General features: G+C 41.3%; 12 protein-coding genes. 6 read left to right on the top strand and 6 right to left on the bottom strand.

Annotated features, from left to right (window positions below):
* Positions 1 to 302: 302 nt before the first annotated feature.
* From ACTQ9S_RS01215 to pnuC, 4 genes are all read right to left on the bottom strand, one after another.
* Positions 303 to 674, bottom strand: a complete 372-nt coding sequence (locus ACTQ9S_RS01215) for an MliC family protein (protein ID WP_068327910.1) — start codon at positions 672 to 674, stop codon at positions 303 to 305.
* A gap of 155 nt (positions 675 to 829) precedes the next feature.
* Positions 830 to 1,768 carry a DMT family transporter gene (locus ACTQ9S_RS01210; protein ID WP_440453379.1) on the bottom strand — a complete coding sequence of 313 codons (939 nt, stop codon included), beginning with the start codon at positions 1,766 to 1,768 and terminating at the stop codon, positions 830 to 832.
* Positions 1,769 to 1,867: 99 nt separating this feature from the next.
* Complete coding sequence (locus tag ACTQ9S_RS01205) at positions 1,868 to 2,494, bottom strand: AAA family ATPase (protein ID WP_440453377.1); 627 nt, start codon at positions 2,492 to 2,494, stop codon at positions 1,868 to 1,870.
* The gene (gene pnuC / locus ACTQ9S_RS01200; RefSeq protein WP_440453375.1) at positions 2,445 to 3,155 is read right to left on the bottom strand and encodes a nicotinamide riboside transporter PnuC; all 711 of its coding nucleotides are present in this window, start codon (positions 3,153 to 3,155) and stop codon (positions 2,445 to 2,447) included. The genes ACTQ9S_RS01205 and pnuC overlap by 50 nt, the downstream gene beginning before the upstream one ends.
* 268 nt (positions 3,156 to 3,423) lie before the next feature.
* Between pnuC and ACTQ9S_RS01195 the strand changes: the two genes are divergently transcribed.
* The 5 genes from ACTQ9S_RS01195 to ACTQ9S_RS01175 all read left to right on the top strand — a co-directional run bounded on the left by ACTQ9S_RS01195 (position 3,424) and on the right by ACTQ9S_RS01175 (position 11,039).
* Positions 3,424 to 4,569, top strand: a complete 1,146-nt coding sequence (locus tag ACTQ9S_RS01195) for a beta-ketoacyl-ACP synthase III (protein ID WP_068327899.1) — start codon at positions 3,424 to 3,426, stop codon at positions 4,567 to 4,569.
* A gap of 207 nt (positions 4,570 to 4,776) precedes the next feature.
* Positions 4,777 to 5,865 carry a peptide chain release factor 1 gene (prfA, locus tag ACTQ9S_RS01190; RefSeq protein WP_068035963.1) on the top strand — a complete coding sequence of 363 codons (1,089 nt, stop codon included), beginning with the start codon at positions 4,777 to 4,779 and terminating at the stop codon, positions 5,863 to 5,865.
* 122 nt (positions 5,866 to 5,987) lie between these two features.
* Entirely contained in the window at positions 5,988 to 7,523 is a 1,536-nt protein-coding gene (lysS, locus tag ACTQ9S_RS01185) for a lysine--tRNA ligase (protein ID WP_440453373.1), read from the top strand.
* Positions 7,524 to 7,694: 171 nt separating this feature from the next.
* Positions 7,695 to 9,743 (top strand): DNA polymerase III subunit gamma/tau, encoded by a 2,049-nt coding sequence (gene dnaX, locus ACTQ9S_RS01180; protein ID WP_440453372.1) that lies wholly within the window; start codon positions 7,695 to 7,697, stop codon positions 9,741 to 9,743.
* Positions 9,744 to 10,139: 396 nt separating this feature from the next.
* Positions 10,140 to 11,039: a LysR family transcriptional regulator gene (locus tag ACTQ9S_RS01175; protein ID WP_068327889.1), complete on the top strand. Its 900-nt coding sequence runs from the start codon at positions 10,140 to 10,142 to the stop codon at positions 11,037 to 11,039.
* A gap of 108 nt (positions 11,040 to 11,147) precedes the next feature.
* Here ACTQ9S_RS01175 and ACTQ9S_RS01170 read toward each other — a convergent pair whose 3' ends face one another.
* On the bottom strand, positions 11,148 to 12,329 hold the full coding sequence (locus ACTQ9S_RS01170) for an aspartate aminotransferase family protein (RefSeq protein ID WP_440453370.1): 1,182 nt from the start codon (positions 12,327 to 12,329) through the stop codon (positions 11,148 to 11,150).
* Between the two features lie 81 nt (positions 12,330 to 12,410).
* Entirely contained in the window at positions 12,411 to 12,602 is a 192-nt protein-coding gene (locus ACTQ9S_RS01165; RefSeq protein WP_068035953.1) for a DNA gyrase inhibitor YacG, read from the bottom strand.
* A 245-nt stretch (positions 12,603 to 12,847) separates the two neighbouring features.
* Here ACTQ9S_RS01165 and ACTQ9S_RS01160 point away from each other — a divergent pair, with 245 nt between their 5' ends.
* On the top strand, positions 12,848 to 13,546 hold the full coding sequence (locus ACTQ9S_RS01160; RefSeq protein ID WP_440453368.1) for a DUF938 domain-containing protein: 699 nt from the start codon (positions 12,848 to 12,850) through the stop codon (positions 13,544 to 13,546).
* Positions 13,547 to 13,599 lie beyond the last annotated feature (53 nt).

The following is a 13,599-nucleotide window of genomic DNA, read 5'->3' as shown; positions in this document are numbered from 1 at the left end:
ATCATAGAGAGGGTATAGAGAGAACATATGTAGATTAGATGGAAAGTTTATGGAAATATAAGCTTTGTTCATACATGGTTGCACGTCATCATTGTTTGAAATAAAAAGACAGCTTTTAATAAAGGAAATTTCGCCATATTTTTAACGTCGGCATTCGTTCCTTTATTAAACAGAGCTGCTATAAAGCGCTGTTGAAAAAGTGTCATCAAAACGTTATAAGTAATGCGCAAAAAAGCCCGCGTAATACATTACGCGGGCTTTTCCTAATGGCTATTTGTAATAACTACGATTGTTATTATTAATTAGATATTACAATTAACTTGATATTGTTGACCGTTATCAGATTTTACAGTCATGATGCCAAAATCAGCTTTAGTCTGCCAATCGTAAGTCGTTTTAGGATTAACATCGTTGACATAACGAGCGCCAGAACCCGATACAGCTTGTTTCATTGTGATTTTTGCATTGCTCAAGCCAACTTTAGGCAAAGTAACATTTAAGTCTGCAGCTTGACCATTCGCTGCGTAAGTAGCAGTAATGACACCCTCGTCTTCACATGTAAATGATTGAACGACTTGTTGAGCATTGGTAGTCGGTGTTGTAACAGTTGGTGCGTTAGTTGCACAGGCTGACAATAGTACTGCGAAAGGTGCTACGGCTAATAATTTTTTCATAATAATCCTCAATAATGTTGGTAAATTTATCGTTTGAGATGTAAAGCAGTATATTACAATATAGCGTTTTTTTTCGCGTTGTTGTTTACCATTAATATGGTATTCAAAGTGTTTCAAGGTATTGCCTAAACGGTTTTTTTCATTAATGCGAGCGACTATTCACTGGTTTTTATTTGAATAGAGAGTTTAGGTTTTTTCTTGTTTAAAACAAACACCGAGACAGCACCTAGAATAACCACACTGGCAATAATAAATCGCAGGATTAATTGTTCAGACAAAAACACCACACCTAGTATTGCTGCCAGTACTGGCACACAGAACTGCACAACAGCTGCTTGGGTACTTTTTAACAACGGCATCGCTACATACCAAAGACTGTAGCCAACGCCAGAGGTGATTGCTCCTGATACGCCCGCTAATATGACACCCTCTGTACTAACATCTGCTAGATAACTTATTCCTATCAATAACAATAGGGGAAGCGCGACAAGGCTTCTGATAAAGTTAAAACCAGTAGCGCGAAGAGGGGATACACAGGCTTTGCCGCGTATACTGTAAATTCCCCATGCAATGCCGCTCATTGCCATAATCACTGCCCCAAAAAGCGAAGGCACTGCCGCTGAAGGCAGCATCAAGTAAACAAAACCTGTAAAGGCTATAAAAAGAGCCGCCCATTGCACTGTACTTAATTGCTCTTTTTGGTAGATGCCCCAGCCAATCATCGTGAACTGGACTGCTGCAAATAAAATAAGCGCGCCAGTGCCAGTATCAAGCTCCACATAGGCGAGCGAAAAGCAAAGCGCGTAAACCACCAAGCTTATACTGCTGAACCAGCTGCCCTTGTCTTGCAAAATAGGATCTTCTAAAATTGCGATAGCTGCGGTATTGGTATTATTACTATTAACAGTGTGTTTATGTTTTAGCTTGCGTGTATGCACGCTCATGATTATTGTAAGGCAAACAGCACCACCTAATAGGCGAATAATAGTAAAATTCCAAGGATCAATATAGCCTTCAGCTAACGCCATCCTACAAAGCAGAGAGTTTGCGGCAAAAGCTATTAGAGCAATAATCGTGTATAACGTAGCTTTCAAAAAAATTCCTAATAAACGATAGTTTGAGTGTGGTGATAGCAGGACTGATGACTATCAACATAAATTAATTGTTAATAAAATAGCCTAAGCATTGATATATTAACTATCTAATTCCTTTAACCATCCTATAACTTGACGAACTCGTTCTCCTCTATCACCGCCAACTCGCTTAAAGTTTTTCTCATGACAATTTAACTGACTTTCGAAATAAGCGCTTATCTCTTCACGTTGATACGGACTGTCTCGCAAGTCATCAGCGACCCAAGGAATATCTACTGCTGTTAGCAGTATTAAATCGTAATGATGTGACAGTGCTGCCTGTGTGAGCGCATCAGGACAATCGCTATAATACCAATTAGAATAAACCATTAGCTCAAACAAACTGGTATCACAGAATAGATATTTTTGAGTCTCAGGGTTAGGATTGGGGTTTCGGCTAGGTTGCAGGTTTTGAGCCGCTTGCTGGGTAAGTTTATTCTCCAGATCAATTTGACCTTGGGCAATTGGTAACAAATCGTCCCAAGTGCATGTCACTTGCTCGTTATCCCATTTCTCCTGCAAATAAATACGCATATACTCTGGCACCCAAGGGCTACCAAAATATGCTGCCAAATCACGAGATAAAGTAGTCTTACCAGTGCTTTCTGCACCTAAGATGGCAACCTTGATGACCGATTTATGCGTATGCTGCGTGAGATTGAATGCGGTAGCGTCGTTGCCATTCATAATATGCCCAAACTGCGATGAGAGTAAACACTACGTATTGTAGTGCGGTAAAGGTAAGGCCTTTATAGAAATATAACGGCACTGAAATAGCATCGGCGACTATCCAAAGTAACCAATGTTCTATCTTTCGGCTTGCCATCAGCCACATGGCCATTAAGAACAGCGCGGTGGTCAGCATATCGGTATAATCAACCCAAGTAAATAAATGCATCCCTAGTACTGCGCCATCGAAGCTAAAGTTATTGTTAATCACGGGACGGAAATAATAAACCAGCGCCACAAAGGCTACTGTCCCAACCGCTAATAGTGCCATGATTGGCATATCACTTGATTGAATATGCTCAATACTGATTTCGTCTTCACTAGCACCTTTATTGCTCTCCCTGACTGCCTCTTTGTTCTTTGACCAGTTAAACCAGCCATATAATCCCATGATCGTGTAATAAGCATTTATAAACATGTCGCCGAATAGCTGCCATTCCCATAGCAAATATACAAAAATAGCGGTACTAACCAGACCAATAGGGAAGACTAGTACACTGAGCTTGCGGGCAAGTAACACGCTTGCCACTCCAAAGATAACGCCAATGATTTCGAGTATAATAAAGAGTGTAGGATAGTCGGCGTACTGTCCGAATAACCAATTAAGAAGATCTTCCATTATGTTCCCTAGCTATTATTTTGACAAAATTAAATACTTTTTATTGAGGTTAATTATATAGTAGCTAGGCAGCGATGACGTCAGCCTTTGCCAATTATTGACGTGAAATTGATTATTTGTAACAAAGTATTAGAAAAATAATAATATTCAGGCATAATAAAGACATCGATTTTAAGTTTACAGTTATTCACCGAAATTAGACTTGCGCTATTTTCTCTTTTTTTACGCTTATTCATAAGCCAAATAGTAGTAGACAAGGAAGCTTATCATGACGACTTGTATCACCGGCACTGGCCTGTATATACCACCCTTTAGCATTAGTAATGAAGAGCTAGTAGAGTCATTTAACCAGTATGTTGACAATTATAACGAGCAACATGCTGACGAGATAGCCAATGACACTATTCCTGCACTTCAACATTCATCAGCCGAATTCATTGAAAAAGTATCGGGCATTAAATCACGTTATGTGATGGAAAAAGCAGGTATTTTAAATCCTGAAATTATGGCACCAGTCATCGCTTATCGTAATCTGGGCGAGGAGCTGTCTATTATGGCCGAAATGGGTGCAGCAGCCCTCAAAGACGCGCTTGCTGATGCAGGACTCGAAGCCAATGATTTAGACGGTATTATACTTGCCTGCTCAAACTTTCAGCGCACTTATCCTGCAGTCGCTATTGAGATTCAAAAAGAAATTGGGATGGTTGGCGGCTATGCTTATGACATGAACGTTGCTTGTAGTGCCGCGACTTTCGGACTATCACAAGCACATGGTTCTATTGCATCTGGTCTCGCTAAACGTGTCGCTGTGGTTAACGTTGAGATTACCTCTGCACATTTAAACTGGCGTAATCGTGACAGTCACTTTATTTTTGGTGATGTCGCAACTGCTTGTATTGTAGAAGAATTGGACACGCCTAAAGGCTATGAGATTTTAAGCAGTAAACTATTTACTGAATTCTCAACTAATATCAAAAACGAATACGGCTTTATGGATCGCTCAGAGTTCTTGGCGGCTGAAACGCAAATGTATCCTGATATCAAAGAGCCAGTAACGGATAAGTTGTTCTTACAAAATGGTCGCAAGGTATTCCGTGAAGTCTGCCCGAAAGTCTCGGAAATTATACTCCAGCATCTACAAGAGAATGATTTTGAGCCAAGTGAAGTCAAAATGATGTGGCTACACCAAGCCAATGCTAATATGCTCGATCTTATTTTGCGTACGGTAATGGGCAAAGAGGCGGATAAAGCTATCGTACCAAGCGTTATCGCTGAATTTGCTAATACTAGCTCATCAAGCCCGATGGTGGTCTTTCACCGTCATAAAGATGATTTGAAATCTGGCGATTTAGGCGTGATTTGCTCGTTTGGGGCAGGTTATTCTATTGGTTCGGTAATAGTACGTAAGGTTTAAAAACAGTCTTTTTTGACTGTCAAATCTTATAGTAAATAAAATAGCCAAGAGCAATCTTGGCTATTTTTTATGGTTTAAAATTTATATTTTGGGCAAATTTAGCGCTATTTATCGGTATAAAGCTTAAGTTTACGCAGTGGTTTTAATTTCACTGCAAAAATTTGCTATAATCGCCATCTTATTTCCCTCATTTGAAAAAGCCCTTTTATGAAAGAATCCTTGCGCTTGCGCTTAGACCAGATGGTAGACCGCTATGAAGAGGTTACCGCTTTATTGTCCGATCCTGGTGTTATCAGCGATAATAATAAATTCCGTGAGCTGTCGGTTGAACACAGTGACTTGATGGAAATCACTACTTTGTGGTTGAATTATGGCCGTGCAGAAGCCGATCAAGCTGATGCTGAAAGTATGCTAGCGGACGCCTCAGACCCTGAAATGAAAGAGATGATGCAGGATGAGATTGATAACGCCCGAAATACCATCGTAGAGATGGAAGAGGCGCTCAACGTCATGATGCTGCCAAAAGATCCCAATGATAAAGTACCAGCATTTCTAGAGATTCGAGCGGGTACAGGCGGTGATGAAGCGGCAATATTCTCTGGTGATTTGTTCCGCATGTACCAAAAGTACGCGCAAACTCAAGGCTGGACGGTGGAAGTGCTGTCAGCTAATGAAGGTGAGCATGGCGGCTATAAAGAAATTATCAGTCGTGTGTCAGGCAACAGTGTATATGGTCGTCTAAAGTTTGAATCAGGCGCTCACCGTGTGCAGCGTGTACCCGAGACTGAAAGTCAAGGCCGTGTACATACCTCAGCTTGTACCGTTGCAGTAATGCCAGAAGTTGAAATCGATGACAGCGTTGATATCAATCCTGCAGATCTAAAAATGGATACGTTTCGCTCCAGTGGCGCAGGTGGTCAGCACGTTAACACTACTGACTCAGCCGTACGCTTAACTCACATTCCTACCGGTACCGTGGTAGAGTGTCAGCAAGAACGCAGTCAGCATAAAAACCGTGCTCATGCTATGAAAATGCTGATTTCTAAAATTCAACAAGCTAAAGTTCAAGCGCAAGTCGATGTAGCAGATTCTATCCGTCGTGACTTAGTCGGTAGTGGTGATCGCTCAGAGCGTATCCGTACCTATAACTTTCCGCAAGGGCGTATGACTGACCATCGTATCAATCTGACTTTATATAAGCTTGATTCAATTATGGAAGGTGATTTGGATGAGATTCTAGACTCACTATTACGTGAGCATCAAGCGGACTTGATGGCCAGTATCGGCGGTGAGTAAGAAAATAAGTAGCTAGTAAAATAAATCTACCAGCCATTATCATGATAATCAGCAGCTCGTCATCAAGATAAATTTATTATTTTAATGTGTGCATTTAATTATCCAACAATTTTGAGAGTGTTATGTCAAAGCCCAACAACCCAAACCAAGACCAAGCCCCAACTTTAGAAGAAGCGAATGAGCTTATCCTTCAGCTACAAGCTAAGCTAGATGATATTAGCGCTTCAGGTAAACAGCCTTATCCAAATCAGTTTAAACGCACTGATTATGCGCAAGACTTGCAAGCAGCCTTTGAAGGCGTATCAAAGCAAGAGATTGAAGATAACGCTGCTAAAGGTGAAAAAACACAGGTCAATGTGGCTGGGCGCGTCATGCTGAACCGCGGGGCATTTATTGTCATTCAAGATATGACTGGTCGTATTCAGTTATATGTAGCACGTAAAGAGTTGGATCCAGAGACGCTCGCGAGCATCAAGTCGTTAGACTTAGGCGATATCGTTGGCGTATCAGGCTATATTGGTCGCTCAGGTAAAGGCGATTTATATGTGCATATTGAAGAGTTTAATTTACTGACCAAATCACTACGCCCAATGCCAAATAAGTTTCATGGCTTAGCTGACATAGAAGCGCGTTATCGCAATCGCCATCTTGATTTGATGACCAATGAGACGACTCGTGATACGTTTGTGATTCGCAGTCAAGTGATCAGCGGCATTCGTCAGTTTATGTTGAATGAGCGCTTCATGGAAGTCGAGACGCCGATGATGCATCCTATCCCAGGTGGTGCCGTTGCGCGTCCATTTGTGACGCATCACAATGCGCTAGATATGCCGTTGTATCTACGTATCGCTCCTGAGCTTTACCTAAAACGCTTGGTCGTTGGTGGTTTTGAAAAAGTATTTGAGATTAACCGCAGCTTCCGTAACGAAGGTGTATCCACGCGCCATAATCCTGAATTCACCATGATTGAGTTTTATCAGGCCTATGCTGATTATCATGATTTGATGGATTTAACCGAGCGTCTATTTAATAAGCTGGCGATGGACATTTTAGGCACTACTGAAATTACTTATCAAGAAGAAAGTATCAGCCTACAAGCGCCATTTGCACGTCTATCAATGTCAGATGCTATTGCGCAATATGCTGAAGACTTTGATATGTCGCGTATCAATGACCGTGATTACTTAGCGGATTATGTAGCGAACACGCTTAAGCAACCAGTAAAAGACGTCTTTGGTATCGGTAAACTAATTACTATCATCTTCGAAGAGACGGCTGAGCATCAATTACGTCAGCCAACGTTCATTACAGAATATCCAGCTGAGACTTCACCATTAGCGCGCCGCAATGATGACAATCCTGAAATCACCGATCGTTTTGAGCTATTCATTGGTGGTCGTGAATTGGCTAATGGCTTTAGTGAGCTCAATGATCCGGCTGATCAGGCAGAACGTTTCCGTGGTCAAGTCGCTGAAAAAGATGCTGGCGATGTGGAAGCCATGCATTTTGATGAAGAGTATATTGAAGCCTTATCTTACGGTTTACCCCCAACAGCAGGTGAGGGTATCGGTATTGATCGTTTGGTCATGCTATTTACTGACTCTGCCAGCATCCGTGATGTGATTTTATTTCCACATATGCGCCGCAAAAATGATTAGTGGTTAATCGGTCTTTAATTAATCTTTAATTAGAATTGATTATTGAGCGGACGTTAAGTCATTTTTGAACCAGCAAGAAGCCAGACGAATGCGCTGGCTTTTTGCTATAATAAGCACTCAAAAAATCATACTCAAAATAAGAATTCTAACCACTTGGCACAATGGATAGCTATGTCGCAGCAATATCAAGTTCTAGCGCGTAAATACCGCCCCAAAAACTTCCATGAGTTAATTGGGCAAACGCACGTCTCTCAAGCGTTGATTAACGCGATTGATTATAATCGTCTGCATCATGCTTATCTGTTTACTGGGACACGTGGCGTTGGTAAAACCACGATTGCTCGTATTTTGTCTAAGTGTTTGAACTGTGATACTGGCGTGACCAGTACGCCTTGCGGTGTTTGTGATAATTGTGTCGCCATCGATCAAGGTCGTTTTATCGATCTAATTGAGATTGATGCAGCCTCGCGTACCAAAGTTGAAGACACACGTGAGCTACTTGATAATGTTCCTTATGCGCCAAGCCAAGGCCGCTATAAAGTGTACCTTATTGATGAAGTGCATATGCTGTCTACGCACAGCTTTAATGCGCTACTCAAAACCTTAGAAGAGCCGCCTGAGCACGTTAAGTTTCTACTTGCGACCACCGATCCGCAAAAACTGCCGATTACTATTATCTCGCGCTGTTTACAGTTTGTGCTGCGTCCTTTGCCGCAGACATTGCTTAGTGAGCATTTAGCAAACGTTTTGACTCAAGAACAAGTTGCCTATACGCAGCCTGCACTTTGGCAGCTGGCAAGTGCTGCAAAAGGCTCCGTACGTGATGCGCTGTCTCTTACCGATCAGGCGATTGCCTTTGGTCAAGGTGCGCTTGATGATGTTACAGTTAATGCTATGCTTGGCTTAATCGATGCCGCTGATTTGGTAAGCTTGATTACTGATATTTACAACCATGATAAGTCTGCAGTTGCCGCTCATATTGAGCAGATGCGCGCGCAAATGGTCGATGCCACTAGCATGTTTGATGGACTCGCTGAACTACTGCATCAATTAGCCTTGACGCAGCTATTACCGGAAGTCGCTTTAAATGTAAATGAAGCGCAAGCACAAGATATTAATGCACTGGCCCAGCATATTAGTCCTGATGTTTTGCAGTTGTATTATGAAATCGTAGTACAAGCACGCGAAGGTATCAAGCTTGCTAGTACGCCAATGCAAGCACTTGAGATGTGTATCTTACGTCTATTAGCGTTTCGCCCATTACCTGTTGATGAAGTCTTAAAGTCTCATTCTATTGAGTCAACTAGCTCAACAGATATATCAGAACCTATAGCTCCTGTAGGTCATGTTGCATCATTGCACGAACCGCAACCTTATAATCTTGATAATGTCAGTAATGTTCATGAGCAAGTTGCTATTAATGAAGAAGTTAATAATAGTGTTGAGCAAAGTGCTAATAAGATGACGGGCAATGAAGCTCACTTCTCAGAAAGTGCATTTGCAACAGATACAGCCAATATTAATCAGTCTATCAAAATGGCTGATACTAATATTGTTATAGATAATTTTTCTAAACTACCTCAAACTTCTGAGTCATCAATTAACGATAGCGTAGAGCCTGAACCAATTGCTGAGCCTGAACCAATTGCTGAGCCTGAACCAATTGCTGAGCCTGAACCAATTGCTGAGCCTGAACCAATTGCTGAGCCTGAACCAATTGCTGAGCCTGAACCAATTGCTGAGCCGAGTCGAAATGATTCTCAGTTAATCTCACAATCTGATGACCCACGTACTTTACTACGTTGTCCAGTGCAAGAGCTCATGGGAGAATGGACGCCAGAGAAGTGGGACTATTGGTTACAAGAAGCTCGTGAGGATGGCAATCTTGCTCAAGATGAGCTGGCACTTGCTCGTCAAGGTATGATGACAGGTAGTTGCAATGGCGAAGCAATATTTGTGACCGGTGTCGATAGCAAGCATTTACAAGCAACCTTTCAAGAGCTGGCTACCAAGCTCCAGCAACAATTCCCAGAGGCGGATATTAGCTTACAGGTAGACAATAGTGTGATGCAGGATGAGAATAAAACGCCTGAACGTCGTCAGCGCCAACGGGTTGAGCAAGCGACCTCAGTTGCGGAAACCATGCTACTTGAGTCGCCTGTCATGCAGTATTTATTGTCTCGTGGTGAAGGAAAAATGGGTAAAGTTAAGCTGATCTAACATCCAACATATATTTTTCAGTAAATAATTTTATCAGCATGATATGCTGATTTGATATGTTATTTTTTACCCAATTATTAGACATTAATATTTTAAACATACTCGATGTTCATGTTTAACTTTCATATATATGCTTAAATTATCTATCGAGTAGAATGTTAATTTATATTAAACAGTCAACTAAATTTTTTTTTGAAAATTTCAATGATTAAAGCAACAGTTGAGTAATATTGTCTAACAACAAATTATCATAGTCAAACACCAAGATATTGATGTTGTTGATATTTTTGTATACCAATAATTAATCATACTGACGTATGGTAATATGAAAAATATATAAAATCAGCTATACTGATTAAGTTATATTAAAAATTAGAAAATTTATCAGGTGAGAGTATGTTAGATAATTTACGCGGTATGGCCGTGTTTGCCAGTGTGGTCGGACATGGCTCTTTTAGTGGATCAGCTCGTGAGCTTGGTATCACAACTAGCGCAGTTAGTCAGCAAATTCGGTCATTAGAAAATGAGTTAGGTGTGGTGTTATTGCATCGCTCTACTCGTAAGCTAAGCTTGACCGAAGCTGGTGAAAGTTTTTATGAAGCAGCAAGAGATGTGGTTAGTGCTGCAGAGCAAGGTAGAATTAAAGTCAATCAGTTGCGCGATGAGTTAGCGGGTAGTTTGCGTATTGCTACTACACCAGAACTTGGCGTAAATCATATTTTGCCAGCTTTATCTACATGGATGGCTGCGCACGATGACTTAAGTATTACTTATCTGGCAGACAATCATTATATCGATATGATTGATGAGCGTATTGATATTGCGATACGTATGAGTCCAACGATTAATGACTCTACGTTGAGTAGCCATCCGCTGACAGATGTGCGACAAGTGCTTATTGCTTCACCCCAGTATCTGCGTCAGCATAAAAAGCTTACGAGCCCCAAAGATCTCGCTGAACATCAGCTGATTTGTATTGATATCATGAAAGATTCTAATCAAGTCGATCTTACCCAGACTGAAACAGGTAAGAAAACACGTACAAAGATGAACTCCCGTATCCATACTAATAATGTCTTTATGGCTACTACCTTGGCTAAAGAGGGTCATGGTTTGGTTAGGATGATGGAGATGGATGTTAGAAAAGAGTTAGAAAGCGGTGATTTGGTCGAAGTATTAACCGGCTATCAATTACCGAGCTTTGTATTATATGCAGTCACCTTAAACCGTGAACAGCAACCTGCAAAGATTACTCGCTGTTTAGAAGTGTTGAAAAAATATTTTCATGCTTGTTAATGGTTAATGTAGTCTAAGTTAAAAAAACGTAAAAAGAGCCCTTAAATTAATATTGATTTAAGGGCTCTTTCGTATCTAAAATTGAGTTACAACTGCAAAAAGTATTGTTTAAAATAACGGTTTGAATAGATTAATCAAACGCTCAACGACTTGCCGGCTTTCAATACGGCTTATATTTAATGGCGGTAATAAGCGCACAACATGACCACCAGTGACATTGATGATTAGTTTTTGCTCATCGCGTGCATGGTCAACCAGCTGACTACAGTCCATGGTATCAGGCAAAGCAATACCTATCATCATTCCAGCACCGCGGCTACTGACGCCATACTGTTGCAATTCGTCTGTTATGCTTTTACGAATAAACTGACCTTCGGTTACCGCGTTTTCCATTATGCCGCTATTTGTTAACACATCATAGACGCTGTGTACTACGCGACTTGCAAGCGGTGTACCGCCATAGGTAGAGCCATGACTACCTGCACCAAACAAGCCATTAGCACGTCCGCGTACCATACACGCCCCGACTGGAAAACCATTACCAAGGCCTTTAGCGGTAGTCAATACATCAGGGCGGGCGTTACTATGTTGATAAGCAAAGTATTTGCCCGTGCGGCCGTTACCGGTCTGTACTTCATCGATCATAAAGAGCCAGTTGTGTGCGTCACATTCCGCTTGTAGCTCTTCCAGATAGGTAAAGCCATTAGCTGCAGTATTAAGGCCGCCTTCACCTTGAATAGGCTCTACGAATATTGCACAAATATCATCGTGATCTTGAGCGGCTTGCTTGATAGCTGCAATGTCACCAAACGGCACACGGATAAAGTCATCATCTAAAGTAAAAAACCCTTCACGCGCTTTAGGATTGGCGGTCGCTGATAATGATAATAAAGTACGACCGTGGAATGATTGCTCCATGACGATGACTTTTGGACGCTTGAAGCCTTGCTGGTGAGCATATAACCTTGCAAGTTTTAGTGCAGCTTCGTTAGCTTCGGCACCACTATTGGCAAAAAACACACTATCCATTTGCGCAGCAACACAAAGCGCTTCTCCCGCGCGCTCTTGCCAGTCAATACCAAATAAATTACTGGTATGAACTAAGGTAGCTGCTTGCTGTTGAATAGCATTAGTCACTTGTGGATGGCAATGCCCTAAACCGCATACTGCGATGCCAGTGAGCGCATCTAAATACGGAGTATCATCTTTGGTATATAGCCAGCTCCCTGAACCACGGGTAAAGCTGATCGGCTGACGATTATAGGTAGGCATCAGATAAGTAGCTGACATGCAGACATCCTTGGATTATTAAGGTAATGAGTTACTCAAAACGAGCCATATAATATGGCACTATATACGGATCACAACAAGTTAAAATTCATCAGAAAATGGCGTAGACTCAGCAGGCAAGCTATAATCTTCATTCGCCCAAGCGCCAAGGTCAATAAGCTTACAGCGCTCACTACAAAAGGGCTTAAACTTATTGTCTTGCCAAGCAGTTTTAGTGCCGCAACATGGACATGGGTAAGTTTTGGGTGTGGAGTTGGGGGTAGATTGCGTCATAATGAAGTGAGGTTAGCCTCATGGTTATGAAGGAAAGTATGATCAGTGAACAAGAGCCGTTATAATAGCACGCGGTCAAAAAAAGACAAATATAGAGCAGGGTATATCAAACTAACTTTAGTGATATTTCTGTAGCATCGTATAGGTTATAACAATAATACCTCTATTTAGTCTGCAGTATAATCAGACCTTTATTTAAATTGACACTTTATCAAAAATTACAACGAACAAAGTAAGGACAACTGATGAATCATGAGCAAACGCTTTCACACAAGCAAGTACGTGTATTCCAACCAGAAAAGCTCTCAGCCCCGCGCGACTTTTTTATTCCAGAGGTTATCCAAAATACAGCTAATAAAGATGATGGCGATAAGTTGCCATTAATATTGGAGATTGGCGCAGGGAAGGGCAAGCATGCGTTAAGTTTCGCAGCAGTACATTCTGAAAAGCATTTGATTGCTATTGAGCGCACACGTAATAAGTTTGAAGCTTTTACCAAACTATTTAATCAACAGCTGCTGGACAACCTAACTCCAATTCATGCTGATGCTATCGCTTGGACTGTACACGCTATCCCTCCTGATAGTCTTGCAAGTATCTATCTGCTATATCCAAACCCTGAACAACACAATCCTAACCAACAATGGCTGAATATGCCATTTTTTGAATTTTTATTATCACGCTTGCAAGTAGGTGGTGAAGTCATTTTAGCGACTAATATAGAATCTTATATGGATAATGCAGAACAGCAAGCATTGAGTATTTGGCAATTGCCAAACAGGCGTCATAAGGTGCCATCTGATAACCAGCGTACGCACTTTGAGGTAAAGTACTTGGCTCGTGGAGAGACATGCTGGCAGTTAACAATGACCAAGCCTGAAGGTTATAAAACTAGGTTTGATAATTGGTTTGTAGAGGAAGATAGCGTTAACGATAAAAAATAGCCTAAGTAAAAATAATAAAAACATAAACGATAAAAATTACTCAACAACCCTCA

It is taken from the genome of Psychrobacter sp. ASPA161_9 (assembly GCF_051970275.1).
In the GTDB taxonomy this organism is placed as follows: Bacteria; Pseudomonadota; Gammaproteobacteria; order Pseudomonadales; family Moraxellaceae; genus Psychrobacter.
This window is presented reverse-complemented; position numbering and strand designations above follow the sequence as displayed.

What these genes read in the sequence shown, in the direction of transcription:
- ACTQ9S_RS01215 (WP_068327910.1), bottom strand. Translation starts at nt 674, where the DNA reads ATGAAAAAATTATTAGCCGTAGCACCTTTCGCAGTACTATTGTCAGCC.
- ACTQ9S_RS01205 (WP_440453377.1), bottom strand. Translation starts at nt 2,494, where the DNA reads ATGAATGGCAACGACGCTACCGCATTCAATCTCACGCAGCATACGCAT.
- pnuC (WP_440453375.1), bottom strand. Translation starts at nt 3,155, where the DNA reads ATGGAAGATCTTCTTAATTGGTTATTCGGACAGTACGCCGACTATCCT.
- ACTQ9S_RS01195 (WP_068327899.1), top strand. Translation starts at nt 3,424, where the DNA reads ATGACGACTTGTATCACCGGCACTGGCCTGTATATACCACCCTTTAGC.
- prfA (WP_068035963.1), top strand. Translation starts at nt 4,777, where the DNA reads ATGAAAGAATCCTTGCGCTTGCGCTTAGACCAGATGGTAGACCGCTAT.
- lysS (WP_440453373.1), top strand. Translation starts at nt 5,988, where the DNA reads ATGTCAAAGCCCAACAACCCAAACCAAGACCAAGCCCCAACTTTAGAA.
- dnaX (WP_440453372.1), top strand. Translation starts at nt 7,695, where the DNA reads ATGTCGCAGCAATATCAAGTTCTAGCGCGTAAATACCGCCCCAAAAAC.
- ACTQ9S_RS01175 (WP_068327889.1), top strand. Translation starts at nt 10,140, where the DNA reads ATGTTAGATAATTTACGCGGTATGGCCGTGTTTGCCAGTGTGGTCGGA.
- ACTQ9S_RS01170 (WP_440453370.1), bottom strand. Translation starts at nt 12,329, where the DNA reads ATGTCAGCTACTTATCTGATGCCTACCTATAATCGTCAGCCGATCAGC.
- ACTQ9S_RS01165 (WP_068035953.1), bottom strand. Translation starts at nt 12,602, where the DNA reads ATGACGCAATCTACCCCCAACTCCACACCCAAAACTTACCCATGTCCA.
- ACTQ9S_RS01160 (WP_440453368.1), top strand. Translation starts at nt 12,848, where the DNA reads ATGAATCATGAGCAAACGCTTTCACACAAGCAAGTACGTGTATTCCAA.